We start from the raw sequence: 19,088 nt of genomic DNA on the forward strand, positions 1-19,088 counted from the left end.
AAACAATGGATGCAGCAGCAGCAGCGTTGGTGGGCATGGGATTGGCGGCGGCGGGTTTTGCCGGAGCCGGCGTGGGTATCGGATACATCTTCGGCAAAATGATCGAGGCCGTGGCCCGGCAACCGGAAGCGGAAGGCCGCGTCGGCAAGTACATGTGGATCGGGTTCGCGTTGGTCGAAGCGATCGCGCTGTACGGGCTGGTCATTGCGTTCATCATCATGGGCTTGCGGAAGTAGGCCTTCGACGGACGAGCCCGGGCCCTCTGGCCGGTGAGTCGGCTCGCCACCCTCAACTCATGTGGGTAACAGACTATGCCTCAATTTGAATCGCATTTCTTCTCATCGTTGATCTTCTGGGAGATCCTGTCCTTCGGGATCCTGTTCTTCCTCCTTTACAAGTACGCGTTCCCGAGCCTGCTGAGCATGCTCGAAGAGCGGGAGAAGAAGATCAAGGACAGTCTCGATCAGGCCGAGCGCCACCGCACGGAAGCCGAACGGATCCTCAAGGAATACGAAGCCAAGTTGGCGGCCTCGGCGAAAGAGGCGGAAGCGCTTCTGGCACAGGCCAAGGAGCGGGCCCAGCGGTTGATGGAAGAGAACGAACAGCGCATGACGGTGGATGCCGAGCGTATCAAGGGTGACGCCACACGTGAGATCGAACACGAGCGTCGGAAGGCCGTTCAGGATATTCGTTCCCAGACAACCGACCTGGCCCTGATGGTGGCGGAGAAAGTCGTGGGGCGTGCGTTGACTGATGCGGATCACCGCCGCCTGGCAGATGAAGCCTTGGATGCCTTGGCCAAGACCTACCAGAGCCGAAACTAGTCTGATCTGCCGGGGGGCAGGCTCACGCCCCCCTGGCGATATCCTTCCAAATCCAACGTAATGAACTGATAGCCCAGCTGCTTCAGGGCTGCGGCGACTCGTTCTCGCCGTCCGCCTTCGAGGCAGCGTGCCAGCTCGTCTGCGCCGAGCTCGATGCGAGCCATGTCTTCGTGGTCGCGCACACGATAGTGGCGAAATCCTTCTCGGGCCAGGGCGGCTTCGGCCCGTTCGATGCGTGAAAGGATGCTTCGGGTGATGGTGATGCCGCGTGGCACGCGAGATGAGAGACAGGCTGCCGCCGGTTTGTTCCAGTTCGAGAGTCCCAATTCCCGCGCCGCCTCGCGAATGTCGGCTTTCGAAAACTCCGCTTCCAGCAACGGGCTGCGGACTCCCCACTCCCGGGCGGCCTTCAATCCGGGTCGGTCATCTCCCAGGTCATCCGTGTTCGTGCCGTCGACGATGTAGTGGGTCGCATGCTGCTCACGGAGCGCCCGCAGTAACGAGTAGAGATCAGTTTTGCAGTGGTAGCAGCGGGCGGCATCGTTACGAATGAATTCCGGGATGTCCAATTGATCGGTGGTGACGATGCGATGGCTGGCCCCGATTTCAGTCGCCGTCTGTCTGGCTACATCGAGTTCGCTGGCCGGGAAGGTCGGGGAGACGGCCGTGATGCCGACGGCCTGCGAGCCCAATTCGTCATGCGCTAGCTTCAGCACGAGCGAACTGTCGATTCCCCCCGAAAAGGCCACGATGACCGACTGCATGTCTCGAAGGATACGTCGGGCGCGGGCAATTTTTGCGGTAAGCGACGTGGGGGAGCTCATGGTACGACAAGATATCGACGGTCGGCTGGGGCAGCCGGTCGTGCTATTGCTTGACCTTGGCCTTGGCGATCGAGCCGACCACCACCAAGGCGTAATGTTGAGGATCGAGGTACTGTTTGGCCACGCGCTGGACGTCGTCTTTCGTGACCTTTTCGATCGCCTTTGGATATTGCGTAAAGTAATCCAATCCCAAATTATAGAATTCCACCTGGGCCAGCACCTTTGCCAGTTTTGCGCTCGAATCGACCCGGAGCGGGAAACTGCCGATGGTGAAGGACTTGGCTTCGCTGAGTTCCTGATCGGTCACCGCCGCATCGCGGATTCCCTTGAGCTCCGTCAACACGCCGGTGATCGCCTGGTTGGTGAACTCCGTCCTCGTCTGGAGATTGATGAGAAACGCACCGGGCATGAGCCTGGTATCGAATTGGCTCATGATGCCGTAGGCCAGCCCCTGTTTGTCGCGGATCGAATCCATGAGCCGGGACGAGAACCCGCCGGCGCCCAGAATGTAGTTCATGACCGTGACGGCATAATAGTCGGGGTTGGAGCGGCTGATCCCGGTATGGCCGAGCACAATCGTCGATTGCGTCAAATCTTTCTCGATGAGTTGCACCATTTTGCGATCGAGCGGGGCTGGCCGCTTGACGCCGTACAGGGTCGAAGGACCGCGTTTCCATGATCCGAAATGGGTCTGCACCAGCGCCGTCGCCTGCTCTTGCGTCAAGTCACCGACGACGACGAGGATCGTTTGGTTCGGCACATACTCTTTGGCGTGGAATTGCTGCACATCGGCGACCGTGATTTTGTTCAGCGTGTCTTCGGTGCCGTGGGTGGGCCAGCTGTAGGGGTGGCCGTGAAAGATCAATTGATGGAACGCCTTCATCGCGACATTGCCGGGATCGTCATCGTCGCTCACAATTTCGCCGAGGATCTGGGCCCGCACCCGCTCGAATTCCTGCTTGTGGAAGGCCGGATGTTGGAGCATGTCGGCCAAGAGGGTAAAGCCGAGGTCGGCATCCTTCTTGAGAACCCGAGCCGAGGCGGTGGTGAAGTCTTCGGTGGCGTTGGCTCCGATGGACCCTCCGACGAAATCGATCTGTTCGGCCATTTGCCGAGACGTTCGAGTCGTTGTGCCTTCATCCAATAGGCTTGCGGTCAGATTGGCCAGCCCCGCCTTGTCCGGCGGATCTTGGGCCGAACCCACCTTGATCAGGGCATGGATCTCCACGGTCGGAAGGAAGTGTTGCTCCAAAAACAGCACGGTCATGCCGTTGGCGGTGACGGTCCTGGTGGGGATGATCTCCGTCGCGTGAGCCTGATTCAGGGAGGCGATGGCGAGGGGTGCGAGGAACAGCCCGAGAAGGAGTCTGAGAGCCGGAAGTGGTCGTATCATGCGTCCTACTCGTTACTGGGCTTGGGCCGATGACGCGGCCTGCGGCTGTGGGGGGTGGGGAAGCAAGATACCAGTGGTACGGGCGTCGGCCGTCAGGTACTGGGTGGCGACCCGCTGAATGTCCTGCGCTGTCACTGCCCGCGTCCGTTCGACGAATTGCCCTACCTTGCGCCAGCCCGCTCCGACGGTCTCTGCCTCTCCCAGCAACATGGCTTGCCGGAAATTGGAATCCTGTTCGAAGATATGGGCCGCTTCGATTTGATTCTTGGCACGCTGGAGCTCCAGGTCGGTCGGCGGTTCGGTCTGTAGCCGACGAATTTCCTTCAAGAGCCCCTCTTCGACCGCCTCTACCTTTTCCCCGGGCTTCACCACGGCATAAAAATAGAATAACCCCGGGTCTGCCTGCATGAGGCCGTAGTCGGCGCCCACGGCCAACGCGGTTTTCTGCTCGTAGACCAGATTCTGGTAAAGCCGGGAACTCTTCCCGTGCGAGAGGATGGCCTCCAACACATTCAGGGCATAGGAGTCGTCGCTGGAATAGTTGGGCACCCGGTACCCCATCATGACGAAGGGGACTTGCGCCTCGCGCCTCAAAAAAAACCGCCGCTCGCCGCGTTGCGGTCCCTCTGTTGCGGTGAGGGGTTTGGGAGAGGGGCCCTTGGGGATCGGCTCGAACAGCTTCGTGATCGTGGGGAGCAGCGTCTCTGCTTTGATGTCGCCGACCACGAGTAATGTCGCATTATTGGGGGAGTAATAAGTGTCGTAATGGCGCTGGAGATCGTCCAGGTTCATGGCGTCCAGGTCCGAAAACCATCCGATCACCGGCCAGTGGTAGGGATGGCTCATGAAGGCCTGGGCAAACAGGGCCTCAACGAGGGCACCCTGAGGGTCATCTTCGTTCCGGAGCCGTCGTTCTTCCTTCACCACTTCGCGTTCCGTCTTAAACTCGTTGGCGTCCAGGATCAGTCCCTGCATCCGATCAGCTTCTAACTCCAGCGCCAGACTGACGCGATCGGCGGCCAGGTTTTCAAAATAGGCGGTGAAGTCTTGGCTGGTGAACGCGTTGTCCATGCCCCCATTCTTGCGCACCAGCCTGGAAAACGTTCCTTTTGGGTACTTGGCGGTGCCCTTGAACATCATATGTTCCAGCATGTGGGACAGGCCCGCGCGACCCATGACTTCGTTGCGCGATCCCACTTTGTACCAGACCTGGACCGTGGCCACCGGTGCTTTGGGCACTTCGACGAGGATCACCTTCATGTCGTTCGACAGGGTGAATTCTTTCGGTTCGACGGCCTGGGCCGCCAAGGGCTGAGTAAGCGTCACGGTCGCGGCAAGCGCGGAAACGACAAGCACCGACAGAGCGGTACGCACGGAAGAGCAGGCTGGACGCTGTCTACGCATGTTCACCGAGCATGCTAACAACGGCTTTCAATCTGTGTCAAGGCGACCGTCGGCTCGAAGGAGCCGAGACGGCCTAGTTGCCCGCAGGCTCCGAGGACATCGCGGCCTCGACTGCGGCGAAGATACGCGTCCACGTGCGCGTCGCGAAGGGTCTGCTGAAAGCGGGCGATCGCTTGCTCGGTCGGACGTCGATAGGGACTGCCGGGGAAGGGATTGAAGGGAATCAGATTGACCTTGGCGCGGAGACCGCGGAGCAGGTTGATCAGTCGCGCCGCGTCTTCCGGTCGGTCGTTGACCTCAGCCAGCAGGACGTATTCGAAGGTAAGGCGGTCACGTTCCGCCAATGGATAGTTCCGGCAGGCTGTTAGAAGCGCGTCGAGCGGATGGAGTCGGTTTGCGGCCGGCATGACCTCGCGGCGCAGGTCGTCGGTGGGAGCGTTCAAGGAAATGGCGAGGTTGACCTTGAGGGCGGCCACGTCCCTGAGTCGAGAGGCGAGTCCTGCGGTTGAAATGGTGATCCGCCGCGGGGAAAAGCCTAGTCCCCAGGTGCTGTCGGTAAGGCGCTCAATGGCCTCGCTCACCGCGTCGAGATTGGCCAGTGGTTCGCCCATGCCCATGAAGACCAGGTTCGTGATCCGTTGTTCTGCCGTCAAATGGTCCTGTGCCAGGAGGACCTGGTCGACGATCTCGTGGGGGCGCAGATTGCGGGTGAGACCCAACGTTCCGGTCAGACAAAACCCACAATCGAGTGTGCAGCCGACCTGGCTGGAGAGGCAGAGGGTCAGTCGTTCGTCGTCGGGGATGAGGACGCATTCAATGTTCGTGTGATCGGCAAGGGTCAGGACGAATTTGGTGGTGCCGTCCTGAGAGGCGAAGGTCTGAACGGTTCGAGTGCGCCCAATGATGCAGGAGGCGGCCAGGTGTTCTCGATCCTTCTGTGCCAGGTTGGTCATCTCCGCAAAGGACCGGACCCGACCCTGGTACAACCAGCGCAGAATTTGGGCGGCGCGATAGGTCGGCCAGCCCCGTTCTCGGACGAACTCGACCATGGCCCCTTCGGACAAGGCTAAGAGATCGGTGGGGGGGGGAGGGAATGGAAGCATGAAGAGAGCCTAACACGGCGAAAAAACTCCTGACAAGCAAGGCGATCGAGGTCGCGTTTCTCGCGCATTTCGTTATAATGAGGCCTGCGACCCTTCATTCCCAGTCACTTCGACATGATCGTGACCGCACCTCCCCGACGTTTCATCGTGACGGCCTTCGCGGCGGGTATCCTGGTGTCCGGCCTGTTCGTCCTGGCCGTAGCAGAGCCTCCTGACCCGCGACCCCCGACGATTACTCCCTGTGTGTCGGCTGAAGATTGTTTCCGGTCGGCCGCCGCGCTGAATGAACGGACCGGAGGAGCCGCACAACGTGAACAAATGTTCGTGCAGAAGCGTGATCAGCTGCGACGAGTGGTGGACTTGTATCCTTCGACCGTCTGGGCGAAACGTGCCGGACTCTTGCTCGGTGTGCTGCAGGTAGAGCGGGATCCGGCCGAAGCCTTGAAGTGGCTTCGCGCCGCGCAACCGGAAATACCACTCCTTGATGACTACCTGCGCTTTTGGATTGCGGATTCCCTGATCAAGACGAATGAGCTTGTCCAAGCTGCTGAGTTGCTGGAAACCATCCCGAAGGCTGTCCCGAACTCGAATCTGATTGCCAAGGTCGCCTACCGTACGGGAGAGGCGTGGTATGGCGCAAACGTGTGTCCCCGCGCGGTGGAATGGTTGGAGCGTGGGGTAACTCTTGCCGAGAAGGATGCGGCGGCTCCCTTGGCCTGGTGGCACCAGGCCGACTGCCATGCACGAGGCAATCGATGGCTCGAAGCCCGCCACGCGCTGAAACAGTTGTGGCTTCGATACCCCCAGTCACCCGAAGCGCGCGAAGCCAAAGGACGACTCGATGCAGGCGTCGGTGGGGAATACTGGGTGCCGACGGCAGAGGATCATTACGTCCGCGCCCAGGTCTTTCTGGGGTTGGCGATGCAAGCGGAGGCTGTGGACGAATTGCGCCGGTTCATGGCCTTGGCCCCCTCCCACCCGCGCCGCTCCGAAGCCAAGCTGAAGATGGGTATCGCGCACGTTCGCCTCAAACAGTACGATCAGGCACGAGAGACTTTTCGTGGATTGGTGGCCGATCGCGTGCAGGAATCTGCCGAGGCGACGGTGTGGCTGGCGCGCGTGTACTTGCGGCAGAACCAAGGCGACAAGCTCCTCGAATTGACACGCACGGCTGCGCAGGGTGCGCTGGGAGGGGATCAGCGCGCCCTGGTCCATTTGTTTGCCGGCGTCTGGCTGGAGGATCAGGCTCGATTTGATGATGCGATTGCCATGTTCCGCCAGGTCGCCAAACTTGGGGATTCGGCGAGCCAGCGGGCCGAAGGGCTCTGGCGCGTGGGATGGACGCAATATCGGACTGCGCGGTACCGGGAGGCGGCTGATACGTTCAAAAGCCTGGTCGACCTCCACGTCAACGGCTTCGAGCCCCAAGCCATGTATTGGGCCGCACGGGCTGAGGAACGCGACAAACGCGTGCCGTTGACCGAGTCCTATGCGCGCATTTGCCAACAGCATACCTACAGTTATTACTGCCAATTGGCCGCCGGCCGCACGGGGCCCCTGTCGGCCATCCCTGCCACCGTGTCCGTCGAGCAACGGCCAAATGGGGAAGGAGACCGGTTGCCGGACCTACGGCGCGCGGAGATCGAACGGCACCCCCTGTATCAGCGTGGCATGGAGCTAAAATTATTGGGTTTGTCGGATGATGCGGCCCGTGAACTCGGGGCTTTGACAGAACATTACAGTCGGGACCCTGACGTCTTGCTGGCCTTCTCGAGCCTGCTGTACGAAGTCGGGGCCTATTATCCGGCCCTACGCGTGGCCAAGGTGCATTTCCGGGAGAAGCTGGAACGGAGCGGATTGCCGACCACGCCTGCGCTCTGGGCGGTGGCCTATCCGACCGGGTTGCTCCCCACGATCGTTGCGCAAGGCATTAAGGTGGTGGATCCCTTCCTGGCGGCCGCCATCATTCGTGAAGAGAGCCAGTACGATGACAAGGCGGTGTCGGTCGTGGGGGCGATCGGTTTGATGCAACTGATGCCCGTTACTGCGAACGCGGTGGCGCAACGATATGGGTTGTCGGCGGTCGGTCGGGACGACTTGTTCGACCAAGAGACGAATATTCGGCTGGGGGTGCGATATCTTGGCCAATTGGTTGAGCAGTATGGGGGCAATCTGGCCTATGCGGTTGCGGCGTACAATGCCGGGCCGATGGCCGTGAATGCTTGGGCTGCGGTCCATCGCGGGCGAGACCAAGACGAATTTGTCGAACTCATCCCCTATCAAGAGACGCGCCTCTATGTAAAGCGCGTGTTGCGCAGTTATGGCGAGTATCGACGCCTGTACGGTGGAACGCCTGCACCGGCGCCGGTTTCTTGACAAGGCGGAGTGAACTTCCTATATTTCGCCCCCGATACCCGGTGTACGCCACTACCATTCTGACATGAGGAAATACCATGACTTTAGACCGTCTTGATGCTCTTGAAGTTCGGATTCGGGATTTGGTGAAGCTTGTTCAGGATCTCAAGCGCAAGAATGCCTCACTGGAAGACGACCTACGTTTGGCACGGGAACGGGTTGCCATTCGTGACGATGAGAATCGACGGTGGGAACAGGAACGGCTGGACATCCGCGCGCGGATTGAAAAAGTCATCGGGGAGATCGACTTGTTGGAATGCCTGGATGAACCCAAGGAGGTGGCGCTTGACTAAGACCATTGACGTGGAGATCTATGGCCAGCGGTATACCATCAACGGCGATGCGGATGAAGCCTATGTGAAACAGCTGGCCGAAGTCGTGGACCGGCAGATGAAGCATGTCGCCGTCGGGATGCGCTCGGCCACTCCCGCCAAACTTGCGGTCTTGGCAGCCCTGAACATCGCCCATGAGTGGATGGAGTCGGAACGTAAATATAAGCAGGGAGAGGCGGACGTCGATCGGCGTATGGCGTCCCTGATGGAATCAATTGATCAGCAGATGCCGTCTATGTTGTCACGCTGAGTTTCACCTTGCTTTCACCGCACTCCTTTGTTATCGTTTCGCATGTCGTTTTGACCTGAGGGTCAACGCCAAGCTAGGAGAGGAAGGGAAGTTTCGAGACAAAGGGACAGAATATCTGAAGACGGTATTTGAGCGCTAACCATATGGAATCGTTCTCGTTTGTCGTGCTTTTTACGGTGGTTGTGGTCGGATGGGTCCTGCAAAGCGCCCGCAGGGGCGTGGCTCCGTCGCGCAATAGCGCAGGCGGGGCGGTGACGTGCTTCGAACGGGTATTTGTACGGGCAGGTCGCCCTGTTCCATGCCTTGTGCGTCAGGCTATTCCTCATCGGCGAATGCAGTCGTATCGTCTATACAGGAATAGAGGTTTAGATTCAGATCGAGGGCGGCCACCCCTCTATTTGAATTAGCATCTGGCGATTCCAATCGTTTTTCTGCCTGCTCAAATTGTCGGGCTTCCTTCCGTCTCGTCTTTCCTCTCATCCCTGCGCTCCTCGACCCTCTGTCTTTTCGATACGTGCATCCATTCGTGCGGTCATGGCTTGATGGCCGACCGCCTTCAGGGAGGTGTTTCCCATTACTCTCAACATTGTCGTGAGCATCATCATCGCGTTGGTGGGAGCGGGCCTCGGAGTGGGGCTGTACGAAGTCTTGCGTCGACGCTCAGTCTTGGCGCGTCACAGTCAGGCGGAGGATCAATCGGCTCAGATCCTTCAATCGGCTCAGCGAGAGGCTGAGACGGTCCTGAAGGAAGCTAGGCTGGAGGCCAAGGATTTGCTCTTTCAAGCCAAGACGGAACTGGAGAAGGAGCAGAAGGCGAAACTGGCCGAGGTTGCGAACATCGAGCGGCGTCTGTCGCAGCGGGAAGAAAGTCTGGATAAGAAGATCACGACATTCGAAAAACGCGACCAGGAGGTCTTGAGGCGCGAACAGGAATTGCTGAAGCGTGAAGAAGGGCTGACGCACAAGGAAGCAGCCTGCGCGCAGGTCCTCCGGCAACATCGGGAGGCACTTGAGCAAGTAGCCAGCTTGACGGCGGAGGAGGCGAAGCGTCAACTGATCCAGGAAATGGAGAGCCAAGCCCGGTTGGATGCGGCGGGGCTTGCAAAGCGTCTCTTGGAAGAAGCGAAAGAGAATGCCGAGCGCGAGGCCCGGGAAATCATTGCGTGCTCTATCCAACGGGTGACGCGTGACTATGTGAATGAGGCGACGATTTCAGTCGTGCCGATTCCCAATGACGCCATGAAAGGGCGGATCATCGGGCGGGAAGGTCGAAACATTCGCGCGCTCGAAGCTGCGACCGGCATTGATCTCATCATCGACGAAACTCCGGAGGCCGTCATTATTTCGGGGTTCGACCCCTTGCGTCGCGAGATTGCCAAGGTATCGTTGGAAAGGCTGATGCATGACGGTCGAATCCATCCGACTCGGATCGAGGAGATCGTCGAAAAGGTCAAGACGGACATCGAGAAGTTGATGATCGAGGAGGCCGAGAAGGTGATCTTCGAAGTCGGCCTGTCCGATTTCCATCCGGAGTTGGTCAAGGTGCTTGGGCGGCTGAAATATCGCACGAGTTATGGTCAAAACAATCTCTATCATGCGCGAGAGGCCGCCTATATCTGCGGTATCATGGCGTCCGAATTGAAGTTGGACGTCAAGTTGGCCAAGCGAGGCGCGCTCCTGCACGATATCGGCAAGGCCGTCAGTCACGAGGAAGAAGGCCCGCATGCCATGTTGGGCGCGGAAATCGCCAAGAAGTACGGCGAACATCCGAAGGTGGTCAACGCTATTGCGGCGCACCATGAACAGGTCGAGGCGATTTGTCCCGAAACCGTGCTGGTCGCGGCTGCGGAGGCCTTATCCGCCGCGCGTCCCGGCGCCCGTCGCGAGGCCCTGGAGTCCTACGTCAAACGCCTGGAGAAGTTGGAGTCGTTGGCTACCGTTCATAAGGGTGTACAGAAAGCCTACGCCATTCAAGCGGGACGGGAGATTCGCGTCATCGTCAAGCAGGAGGATTTGAGCGATCCTGAGTGTTTTCAGCTCTCCAGGGAGTTGGCGAAGAAGATCGAGCAGGAGCTCACGTATCCAGGCCAAATCAAGGTGACGGTGATTCGGGAGAGTCGATTCGTCGACTTTGCAAAATGAGCGTGTGGCGATGAAAGTCTTGATGATCGGCGACATCATGGGAGAGCCTGGGCGACGGGCTGTCGCTCGTCTTCTGCCGAGGCTGGTGGCCAGGCACGAAGTCGATGTGGTGGTCGGGAATGGAGAAAATGTTGCAGGAGGATTCGGCATCACGCCTGACCTGGTCGACGATCTCTTCGAGTTGGGCGTGTCGGTCATCACGACCGGGAATCATGCGTGGGATAAAAAAGAAATTCTCGATGTCTTTCCGCGCGAACCGCGGCTCCTGCGCCCAGCCAACTATCCGGCCGGTGTTCCCGGGAAGGGCAGTTATGTATTCACCACCCCAGGTGGTCAATCGGTGGCCGTTTTGCATTTGATGGGGCGTGCCTTCATGCCCACGATTGATTGTCCCTTTCAGGTGGGCAAGCGAGAAGTCGAACGACTCAAGGCCGAGGTGCCCACTATCGTGGTGGACATGCATGCCGAGGCAACCTCTGAGAAGATGGCGATGGGCCATTACCTGGATGGATTGGTGACGGCTGTGGTCGGGACTCACACCCATGTCCAGACTGCGGACGAGCAGATCCTTCCGAAAGGGACGGCCTATATCACCGATATCGGAATGACCGGTCCGCTTCATTCTGTGATCGGTATTAAGAAAGAATTGGCGATCGAAAAATTTCTCACGGGCATGCCGCGTCGTTTCGAAGTGGCAGGGGGCCCCACGGTATTCTGTGCCGTCCTCCTCGATTTGGATGCTGTCGTGGGAAAGGCGCTGTCGATCGAGCGCATTCGCGTGATCGACTGAGTGCGACCACACTCATTCTCTCAGCGTACTGAGGCATGACCGGTCACCACGCATTACTCCATCCCATTCTTTCCGTTTCAAGCCTCACGCGACTGATTCGAGATTCGCTCGAACGGCAGTTTCCTGACGTGTGGGTAGAGGCGGAAATCTCGAATCTTCGGGTTCCCTCATCCGGGCACGTGTATTTCACCCTGAAAGACGATCAGAGCCAGTTGCGTGGCGTCTTATTCCGCACGACGGCCCAGCGACTGCGATTCGCGTTGCAGGAGGGGATGGCCGTCATTGCAAGGGGGCGTATCACCCTGTACGAACCGCGTGGAGAATATCAGCTCGTGGTCGAAGCGGTCGAACCAAAGGGGATTGGGGCTCTCCAACTCGCCTACGAACAACTGAAAGCACGTCTTGCGGCTGAGGGTCTATTTGATGAGGCGCGCAAGCGTCCCTTGCCGGCATTCCCGACTACGGTCGGTGTGGTCACCTCTCTGGCCGGTGCTGCGATTCGCGACATTGTCGCGGTGCTTCGTCGTCGCAACCCGCTCACCAATGTGTTAATCGCGCCCGTTCCGGTGCAGGGAGACGGCGCGGCCGAACTGATTGCGGAAGCGATTGCCTCTCTGAGTGCCTTGCCTCAGGTTGACGTGTTGATCGTCGGGCGAGGCGGCGGCTCGTGGGAAGATTTGTGGGCGTTCAACGAGGAGGTGGTGGTGCGTGCGATCGTACAGTCGCCCGTGCCGGTCGTCTCCGCCGTCGGCCACGAGATCGATGTTACGCTTTCGGACTTTGCGGCCGATTACCGGGCACCGACTCCCTCTGCCGCCGCGGAGGCAGTTGTGCCAGTCTTGCAAGAGATTGTGGATCGGTTGGGCGATGCGACCGTGCGCCTCCGCCGGGTCATGCACACCGCCTTGATGATGCAACGACATCGGTGGGAACGGTCGATCGGCGTGCTGCGAGAGACGAGGTTTCGAATGCAAGGCCTAGCCCAGCGAGTGGATGATGTGAGTGAGCGATTGGTGCATTCGTTTCGAGAGCGCCTGATGCTGCTTCATCGCAGCGGAATGGCCGGACACCACGCTTTGTTGACAAACAGTCCGCAACGCAGGATTCAGACAGCCCTGGTGCTGGTTCCTCAGCTTTGTCGGCGATTGGAGCAGGAAACTCGTCGAATCCTTCTGCACCGGAAGCAGGTTGTGATGGCGCAGATGGGCGCGCTCGATGCGTTGAGCCCTCTGGCCATCCTGAAAAGAGGGTACAGTATCGTGCGCAAGGTTTCGGACGGACGGGTCGTGCGCAGGACTTCCGAAGTCGAGCAGGGAGAAGTCCTCCAGGCGCATTTGGCCGAAGGACAGCTTGTCTGCGTGGTTCACGAAGTCTTGCGGTAGTGGGTGGCTTGACCTCTCCATGGGGGCAGGCAATAATGCGCGGTCTCATAACTGCGCAGGAGACACAGCGTGGCTGCGATCAAATTTGAATATGCGATGGCGCGATTGGAAACGATCGTCGCTGAATTGGAGAAGGGGGACCTGCCCCTGGACGACTCGTTGAAAATTTTTGAGGAAGGCATTCGACTATCCAAAACGTGTCTCAAAATGTTGGAGGATGCCGAACGCAAAGTAGAGATTTTGGTGCAGGAGAAGGACGGGAAACGGCGTATTCAGGCTATTTCCCTCAGTGAAGACGAAGCGGAGCCGTCTACGTAAACGCAGCTCAGACCGTGCATCGACCTTCCGTTGAGACCCTTCCTGGTTTCGTACTGTGCATTCCATGAAGTCCAGACTTTCTCATGAGCGAGAACGGTTAGACCGTGCCTTAGTCGTTCGCGGCCTCGTGACGAGCAGGGAGGATGCAGCGCGATTGATCCTGGCCGGATTGGTAAGGGTCGATGGAGTCATGGTCGATAAGGCGGCCAAGCCGATTCCCTCGCACGCCGAGGTGGAGATCATAGGGCGAGCTTCTCCCTATGTCGGTCGCGGCGGCGAGAAACTCGCTGCGGGATTGAATGAGTTTCAGATCGATCCGAGGGGAAAAATCTGCCTGGATGTGGGGTGTTCGACAGGAGGGTTTACCGACTGCCTTTTGCAAAGGGCGGCGGCCCGGGTGTATGCCGTGGATGTTGGATATGGACAGTTTGATTGGCGTTTGCGGCAGGATGCACGTGTGGTTCTTTTCGAGCGCACTAACATTCGCCACCTTGCCCCAGGCGTGCTACCAGAGCCCTTCGATGTGGTCGTCATCGACGTGTCTTTCATTTCTTTGTCTCTGGTCATGCCGTGCATCGTTCCGCTTTTGGCTCCATCCGGGATCGTGCTCTCCCTTATTAAGCCACAGTTCGAGGTGGGGAAAGGGCAAGTCGGGCGGGGCGGTATTGTGCGAGATGAGGCTCTTCGAGAGGCGGCCGTCCAGAAAGTGATTGCCTGCGCAGGGGGCCTGGGCCTTGCGGTGGCGGGCCGTATGGACTGTCCGATCGAAGGGCGCAAAGGGAACCGGGAGATCTTGGCTTGGTTTCGACGCGCCTTTGATGGATAGCTGACTCAGGCAGGGAGCTTGAGCAAGCTCGCGAGCCACGGGCAGCGGCGACCTGGGCAAGACGAAAACACTTTGCGGGCGCTCTCAGAAGGTGTACTCTGAGTGACGCTGACTGGAAGATGGCTTGCCAGGATCTTCGATAACGGAAGGGTACGAACACGTATGAAAGTCTTGGTCACCGGAGGGGCTGGGTTTATCGGATCGCATGTGGTGGATCGGTTACTGCAAGAGGGGCACGATGTTGTGGTGGTAGATAACCTGGTCACGGGAAAGCGAAAAAATGTTCCTAAGGTGGCCCAGTTCTACAAGCTCGATATCGAAAGCCCTAAGCTGGAACGGGTGTTTCGCAACGAACGGCCGGCGGTGGTCTTCCATTTGGCGGCCCAGATGAACGTCCGCCGCTCTGTCGATGACCCAATGTTTGATGCCCAGGTCAATGTGCTGGGCACGTTAAACGTCCTTGATCAGGTATCCAAGCATGGTGCGCGAAAGATCGTGTTCTCCTCATCGGGGGGAGCAATCTATGGGGAACAGCAGGTGTTCCCGGCGCCTGAGACGCATGCGACCCAGCCCTTGTCTCCATACGGCATCAGCAAGTTGTGCGGCGAGCATTACTTGTTTTATTACAATCGGCTCAGCGGGATGCAGGTGGTGAGTCTCCGATACGCGAATGTGTATGGGCCTCGGCAGGACCCGGAGGGAGAAGCAGGGGTCGTGGCGATCTTCATTCAAAAGATGTTGCGGGGGGAGCAGGCGGTGGTCAATGGGAACGGCCGCCAGACGAGAGACTTTGTCTTCGTGGAGGATGTCGTTGAAGCCAACATGGCGGCAATGGCGCCGGAAGTTAGCGGAGTCTATAACGTGGGAACCGGTGTCGAGACCTCTGTCAACGACTTGTTCCGCATGGTGGTTGATCTTATGAAGGTCGATTTCAAGGAAGTGCACGGGCCTGCGAAGAAAGGGGAACAAGCGAGAAGTGTGATCGATTCGACGAAGCTTCGCCATGAGCTTGGTTGGGAGCCCAAGGTGGACCTGCGAGAGGGACTGAGGCGGACAGTCGAATATTTCCGTGAGCGCGTCTGATACAAAACCTAATACCGAGGAATCGTTGGGTCGACTTGAATCGACCACGCATCGATGCCGCCGATTAGGTTCTTGACGTTTCCAAAGCCCTGCTGGAGTAGAAATCCCGTCGCATCGGCACTTCTCATGCCGTGATGGCAGTAGGCAATAATTTCTGTATCGGGATCAAGCTTGCCCAACGCTTGCGGAAGGGTAGCCAATGGGACCAGAACGGAACCTTCCAGCTTGGCAATGGCGTACTCCCATGGTTCACGGACATCCACTAGTACAAGTTTTTCGCCTTTATCGAGTCTCGCCTTCAGCTCTGTAGGCGTGATCGTGAAGCTCATTTGCATACCTCCATCTGAATGCCGGGATCATAAGGGACCCTGGAAAGGGGTGTCAACTGGAGGTGGCTCTGGCCGAGGGATGGAGGGGGTTGGTGAGAAGCGCAATGCCGCGCGAGGCCGATCAGCACCGGACGGTGTGAAAGCACCGTCGTCTGGGCGAGTGGTCATTTTTCCCCAGCGGTGTGCAATCTTGCTCAGCGCTCACTTCATCTAACGAAGAACTGACGTGGAAAAGGCGCCATGGTGCCGTGTACGAAGGGTTCGTCGGTCAGGCGCGAGGCTTAATCTCATGGTACGGAGTTTGCTTTGCCAAGCGGGGATGCTGTGGAGGTAGCTCAATCGCCGATAATTGTTTTTGTGACCGCTTCCTCAGCGGAGGAGGCGGAAAGGATCGGGAGGTTACTCGTAGAGTCTCGGCTCGCCGCCTGTGCGAATATTCTTTCTGGGGTTCAATCTATTTTTTGGTGGGAAGCTAAGCTTTCCGCCGCCAATGAGTGGTTGATTGTTTTCAAAACGACCCTGGATCTGTTTCCGCAGTTGGAGACAATGGTCAGACAACATCATAGCTACACAGTTCCAGAGATTATTGGCCTACCGATCGTGGTAGGATCGGCGGCCTATCTGGATTGGATTCGAAAAGAAACTTTTAAGTAGTTGGTTTTCCTGGCTGCAGTTCGATAAACAAAGGGTTGACCACTAAAGCTGAGATCAGTACACTGCCCAAGCGACCCTAAACTGCGATTCCGTGAAGGGGAGAGTGCGTGATGAGCCAGCAAACGTCCGAAACCAGTGATGCCTATACCGTCGTAGTCTTTCGAGGATCGTCTTCGAAGCCGCTTCGGTTTAGCTTTCCTCGGAAGTTCGTACGCAAGTTATTGATTTTGGCTGCTATTTTAATTGTGGCCGATTTGCTTGTTATTTCTCACTATGTGATTCGCACCGGCGAGGTGTGGCAGTTATCTGCTTTCCGAGCCGAAGCCATGAGCGCCAGAGAGCAGACAGCCGCGTTTTCTTCCGCGATTGAAGATCTTAAAAAGCGGTTGTCAACGATGGGGGAAGTCAATCAACGCCTTCGCGTCATGCTCGGCATTGACTCTACCCAGCCTACCGGTGACCTTGCAAATGGGCGAGGAGGAGATGAGGGCCCCATACCAGATACCAAGGATGGTGGGGCCAAGACGAGCGCGGCTACCTCGGCAGGCGATCAACGTCAGGCACCCCCCGACCCTCGTGAAGTCAGCAAGGTTGAACCGGAATTTGTCATGGAAAACCTGGAAGAAGTGGCACAGCAGGTTCGAGAAGGTCTTGATGCGCTTGCGCGTGAAGCTAAACAGCAAGAGGAAGCGCTCGAGAGCCTCACTCAGATTGCCGAACAGCGATCGGCTCAGTGGGCTTCAACCCCGTCCATTTGGCCTGTCCGTGGATGGGTCACATCTGGGTTTGGACCCCGAGTGTCGCCTTTTACTGAAAAACCGGCTTGGCATGACGGCTTGGATATCGGTGCTTCCCCGAATGCCCCCGTACAGGCTCCAGCGCTGGGGCGAGTGGTTACCGTGGCATTTGATTCCAAGATGGGTAATATGGTCAAACTTGACCATGGGTATGGGATTGAGACCGTGTATGGGCATTTGGCGAAAGCTTTGGTGAAGGAGGGGCAGCGCGTGAAGCGCGGGGATGTTGTTGCGCTCGTTGGAAGCACCGGACTTTCAACCGGGCCCCATCTGCATTACATGGTGAAGAAAAACGGTCAAGCACTAGATCCCACTAAATTCATTCTAGACTAGTTCTAGACTAGCCTCGCTGCATCCAATTCTTTAACACTCCAAGCTGCTCTCCATTCACGATCAACGTTTCCTCCCTTGTCATCAGTTGAATGATTGAGTCTCGCCTGTGCCATGGGTAGCCTGTGAGACCAGGCGCCTTGTCAGGCCTGTGGTATACTCCCCGCTTTGACCAAACTCCTGGACCGCATGGGAGAAAGCACAATGACTGATTTGGAAATCGCTCGCTCCATCAAGGCCAAGCATGTTTTCGAGGTGGCGCAGACACTTGGGATTCCTTCAGAGGACCTCATTCCATTTGGGCGGTATAAGGCGAAAGTGTCCTTAGGATTGAGTGCCCGGCTGCAGCGTCAACCGATAGGACGATATATTCTGGTTACGGCTATCAACCCGACTCCGCTCGGCGAAGGTAAAACCACCACCTCGATCGGCTTGAGCATGGGACTCTGTCGGTTGGGATACCGATCGGTTGTGACCCTCAGGCAGCCTTCCTTGGGACCGGTCTTCGGAATCAAGGGAGGTGGGACGGGAGGTGGAAGGGCTCAAGTGTTCCCCATGGAGGATATCAATCTGCACTTCACGGGTGACGCCCATGCGGTATCGGCCAGCCATAACCTCCTTGCGGCGTTTGTGGACAATCACCTGTACCACGGAAATGGTCTTCGCGTGAATCCTTCAGGGATTCGATGGCCTAGGACGCTCGGGGTTAGTGATCGCGCGCTGCGAGACGTATGGCTAGGGGATGCAAAGAGAAAGCGATCCGGCCAGTTTGTCATCACGGAAGCTTCTGAAGTTATGGCGGTACTGGCTTTGGCCGCCGATTATGAGGATCTTCGTCAACGTCTCGGTAGGATCCTAATCGGGCTGAACGAAGACGGACAATGCATCCATGCGGAGGACTTTAGTTGTGCCGGCTCAATGGCTGTATTGCTGAAGGATGCCCTGCTACCCAACTTGGTCCAAACCTTGGAGGGCACCCCGGCGTTTGTCCATGCTGGGCCGTTTGGGAATATCGCTCACGGCAATTGTTCGATCGTTTCGGACCAATTGGCGTTACGCTGTTCTGACTACGTGGTTACGGAGGCAGGTTTCGGAAGCGACCTTGGGGCGGAGAAATTCTTTAACATCAAGTGCCGCGTATCCGGACTTCACCCGGACGTGGGGGTGGTCGTGGCGACGCTTCGGGCCCTCAAACTCCACGGAGGGGGCGGCACGGTGAAATCGGGGGTTCCCTTGCCACCGGGCTTAACGGGGCCCAATCAGGAGGCATTGGAACGGGGTTTCGCCAACCTTGAGCAACATATCGCCAACGTGCGGGCGCATGGTGTCCCTGTCGTCGTGGCCGTCAACGCCTTTAAGGACGACCCTCCCGAAGAACTACGTTGGGTATGCGAACGGACCAAGTCGGCGGGTGCCGAGGCGGCGGCGATCTCGACCCATTGGGCGAATGGAGGTCGAGGATCAGAGGAATTGGCGCGGGCCGTCGTTGAGGTGGCACGGCAAGGCAGCAAGTTTGCCCCGCTTTACGATGTGGCGTGGCCCATCAAGAAGAAAATCGAAACTATCGTGACCAGGATGTATGGTGCGTCCGGGGTTTCGTTTCTCCCTCAGGCGGAGCGGGATATCGAACTTGCAACTCGATTGGGGTTTGCGCAGCTTCCCATTTGTATGGCGAAAACGCCGCTTTCCCTCTCTCATGATCCGGCGCTCAAGGGGCGCCCGACGGGTTTTACCGTCCCCATTCAAGAAGTTCGAATCCTGGCCGGCGCGGGTTTTTTGACGGCGGTCTGTTCGGGAATCCAGCTGATGCCGGGGTTGCCTAAGAAGCCGGTTGGGGAACGGATCGACTTCGACCCGCGCTCGGGGGAAATCACGGGGCTGGCCTGATCGAA

At 58.0% G+C, this 19,088-nt stretch carries 19 protein-coding genes; 14 read left to right on the forward strand and 5 right to left on the reverse strand.

Annotation, left to right across the window (positions count from 1 at the left end; genetic code table 11):
• Positions 1 to 5 precede the first annotated feature (5 nt).
• Together atpE and atpF are read left to right on the forward strand one after the other, a co-directional pair.
• Entirely contained in the window at positions 6 to 236 is a 231-nt protein-coding gene (gene atpE / locus HRU82_14095; GenBank protein QOJ36010.1) for an ATP synthase F0 subunit C, read from the forward strand.
• A 75-nt stretch (positions 237 to 311) separates the two neighbouring features.
• Positions 312 to 824: a F0F1 ATP synthase subunit B gene (gene atpF / locus HRU82_14100; protein QOJ36011.1), complete on the forward strand. Its 513-nt coding sequence runs from the start codon at positions 312 to 314 to the stop codon at positions 822 to 824.
• Here the strand turns inward: atpF and larE are convergent.
• The 4 genes from larE to rlmN form a co-directional block, all read right to left on the reverse strand.
• Complete coding sequence (gene larE, locus HRU82_14105) at positions 821 to 1,648, reverse strand: ATP-dependent sacrificial sulfur transferase LarE (GenBank protein QOJ36012.1); 828 nt, start codon at positions 1,646 to 1,648, stop codon at positions 821 to 823. The two genes, atpF and larE, sit on opposite strands and share 4 nt — an antisense overlap.
• 43 nt (positions 1,649 to 1,691) lie before the next feature.
• On the reverse strand, positions 1,692 to 3,041 hold the full coding sequence (locus HRU82_14110; GenBank protein ID QOJ36013.1) for an insulinase family protein: 1,350 nt from the start codon (positions 3,039 to 3,041) through the stop codon (positions 1,692 to 1,694).
• 12 nt (positions 3,042 to 3,053) lie between these two features.
• The gene (locus tag HRU82_14115) at positions 3,054 to 4,367 is read right to left on the reverse strand and encodes an insulinase family protein (protein QOJ37214.1); all 1,314 of its coding nucleotides are present in this window, start codon (positions 4,365 to 4,367) and stop codon (positions 3,054 to 3,056) included.
• Between the two features lie 92 nt (positions 4,368 to 4,459).
• Entirely contained in the window at positions 4,460 to 5,548 is a 1,089-nt protein-coding gene (gene rlmN / locus HRU82_14120) for a 23S rRNA (adenine(2503)-C(2))-methyltransferase RlmN (GenBank protein QOJ36014.1), read from the reverse strand.
• Positions 5,549 to 5,662: 114 nt separating this feature from the next.
• Between rlmN and HRU82_14125 the strand changes: the two genes are divergently transcribed.
• The 9 genes from HRU82_14125 (at position 5,663) to HRU82_14165 (ending at position 15,086) form a co-directional block, all read left to right on the forward strand.
• Positions 5,663 to 7,924 carry a transglycosylase SLT domain-containing protein gene (locus tag HRU82_14125; protein QOJ36015.1) on the forward strand — a complete coding sequence of 754 codons (2,262 nt, stop codon included), beginning with the start codon at positions 5,663 to 5,665 and terminating at the stop codon, positions 7,922 to 7,924.
• 77 nt (positions 7,925 to 8,001) lie between these two features.
• Positions 8,002 to 8,256 (forward strand): cell division protein ZapB, encoded by a 255-nt coding sequence (zapB, locus tag HRU82_14130; GenBank protein ID QOJ36016.1) that lies wholly within the window; start codon positions 8,002 to 8,004, stop codon positions 8,254 to 8,256.
• Complete coding sequence (locus HRU82_14135; GenBank protein ID QOJ36017.1) at positions 8,228 to 8,545, forward strand: cell division protein ZapA; 318 nt, start codon at positions 8,228 to 8,230, stop codon at positions 8,543 to 8,545. Before zapB ends, HRU82_14135 begins: the two co-directional genes overlap by 29 nt.
• A 573-nt stretch (positions 8,546 to 9,118) precedes the next feature.
• Positions 9,119 to 10,687: a ribonuclease Y gene (gene rny / locus HRU82_14140; protein QOJ37215.1), complete on the forward strand. Its 1,569-nt coding sequence runs from the start codon at positions 9,119 to 9,121 to the stop codon at positions 10,685 to 10,687.
• A gap of 10 nt (positions 10,688 to 10,697) precedes the next feature.
• Entirely contained in the window at positions 10,698 to 11,477 is a 780-nt protein-coding gene (locus HRU82_14145; protein ID QOJ36018.1) for a TIGR00282 family metallophosphoesterase, read from the forward strand.
• 35 nt (positions 11,478 to 11,512) lie between these two features.
• Complete coding sequence (locus HRU82_14150) at positions 11,513 to 12,859, forward strand: exodeoxyribonuclease VII large subunit (protein ID QOJ36019.1); 1,347 nt, start codon at positions 11,513 to 11,515, stop codon at positions 12,857 to 12,859.
• 69 nt (positions 12,860 to 12,928) lie between these two features.
• Positions 12,929 to 13,177, forward strand: a complete 249-nt coding sequence (gene xseB, locus HRU82_14155) for an exodeoxyribonuclease VII small subunit (GenBank protein ID QOJ36020.1) — start codon at positions 12,929 to 12,931, stop codon at positions 13,175 to 13,177.
• A 64-nt stretch (positions 13,178 to 13,241) separates the two neighbouring features.
• Positions 13,242 to 14,003, forward strand: a complete 762-nt coding sequence (locus tag HRU82_14160; GenBank protein ID QOJ36021.1) for a TlyA family RNA methyltransferase — start codon at positions 13,242 to 13,244, stop codon at positions 14,001 to 14,003.
• Between the two features lie 162 nt (positions 14,004 to 14,165).
• Complete coding sequence (locus tag HRU82_14165; GenBank protein QOJ36022.1) at positions 14,166 to 15,086, forward strand: SDR family oxidoreductase; 921 nt, start codon at positions 14,166 to 14,168, stop codon at positions 15,084 to 15,086.
• A gap of 8 nt (positions 15,087 to 15,094) precedes the next feature.
• Here HRU82_14165 and HRU82_14170 read toward each other — a convergent pair whose 3' ends face one another.
• The gene (locus HRU82_14170) at positions 15,095 to 15,415 is read right to left on the reverse strand and encodes a rhodanese (GenBank protein QOJ36023.1); all 321 of its coding nucleotides are present in this window, start codon (positions 15,413 to 15,415) and stop codon (positions 15,095 to 15,097) included.
• Between the two features lie 324 nt (positions 15,416 to 15,739).
• Between HRU82_14170 and HRU82_14175 the strand changes: the two genes are divergently transcribed.
• The 3 genes from HRU82_14175 (at position 15,740) to HRU82_14185 (ending at position 19,083) form a co-directional block, all read left to right on the forward strand.
• Positions 15,740 to 16,069 (forward strand): divalent-cation tolerance protein CutA, encoded by a 330-nt coding sequence (locus HRU82_14175; GenBank protein QOJ37216.1) that lies wholly within the window; start codon positions 15,740 to 15,742, stop codon positions 16,067 to 16,069.
• 110 nt (positions 16,070 to 16,179) lie between these two features.
• Positions 16,180 to 17,199: a peptidoglycan DD-metalloendopeptidase family protein gene (locus tag HRU82_14180; protein ID QOJ36024.1), complete on the forward strand. Its 1,020-nt coding sequence runs from the start codon at positions 16,180 to 16,182 to the stop codon at positions 17,197 to 17,199.
• A gap of 201 nt (positions 17,200 to 17,400) precedes the next feature.
• On the forward strand, positions 17,401 to 19,083 hold the full coding sequence (locus tag HRU82_14185) for a formate--tetrahydrofolate ligase (GenBank protein ID QOJ37217.1): 1,683 nt from the start codon (positions 17,401 to 17,403) through the stop codon (positions 19,081 to 19,083).
• Positions 19,084 to 19,088 lie beyond the last annotated feature (5 nt).

This window comes from Nitrospira sp., assembly GCA_015709715.1.
In the GTDB taxonomy this organism is placed as follows: Bacteria; Nitrospirota; Nitrospiria; order Nitrospirales; family Nitrospiraceae; genus Nitrospira_A.

Coding starts and splice junctions, on each gene's coding strand:
- HRU82_14170 (QOJ36023.1), bottom strand. CDS start 15,415: ATGAGCTTCACGATCACGCCTACAGAGCTGAAGGCGAGACTCGATAAA.
- HRU82_14145 (QOJ36018.1), top strand. CDS start 10,698: ATGAAAGTCTTGATGATCGGCGACATCATGGGAGAGCCTGGGCGACGG.
- zapB (QOJ36016.1), top strand. CDS start 8,002: ATGACTTTAGACCGTCTTGATGCTCTTGAAGTTCGGATTCGGGATTTG.
- atpF (QOJ36011.1), top strand. CDS start 312: ATGCCTCAATTTGAATCGCATTTCTTCTCATCGTTGATCTTCTGGGAG.
- rlmN (QOJ36014.1), bottom strand. CDS start 5,548: ATGCTTCCATTCCCTCCCCCCCCCACCGATCTCTTAGCCTTGTCCGAA.
- HRU82_14135 (QOJ36017.1), top strand. CDS start 8,228: ATGAACCCAAGGAGGTGGCGCTTGACTAAGACCATTGACGTGGAGATC.
- HRU82_14110 (QOJ36013.1), bottom strand. CDS start 3,041: ATGATACGACCACTTCCGGCTCTCAGACTCCTTCTCGGGCTGTTCCTC.
- larE (QOJ36012.1), bottom strand. CDS start 1,648: ATGAGCTCCCCCACGTCGCTTACCGCAAAAATTGCCCGCGCCCGACGT.
- HRU82_14185 (QOJ37217.1), top strand. CDS start 17,401: ATGACTGATTTGGAAATCGCTCGCTCCATCAAGGCCAAGCATGTTTTC.
- atpE (QOJ36010.1), top strand. CDS start 6: ATGGATGCAGCAGCAGCAGCGTTGGTGGGCATGGGATTGGCGGCGGCG.
- HRU82_14125 (QOJ36015.1), top strand. CDS start 5,663: ATGATCGTGACCGCACCTCCCCGACGTTTCATCGTGACGGCCTTCGCG.
- HRU82_14160 (QOJ36021.1), top strand. CDS start 13,242: ATGAAGTCCAGACTTTCTCATGAGCGAGAACGGTTAGACCGTGCCTTA.
- HRU82_14180 (QOJ36024.1), top strand. CDS start 16,180: ATGAGCCAGCAAACGTCCGAAACCAGTGATGCCTATACCGTCGTAGTC.
- HRU82_14150 (QOJ36019.1), top strand. CDS start 11,513: ATGACCGGTCACCACGCATTACTCCATCCCATTCTTTCCGTTTCAAGC.
- HRU82_14165 (QOJ36022.1), top strand. CDS start 14,166: ATGAAAGTCTTGGTCACCGGAGGGGCTGGGTTTATCGGATCGCATGTG.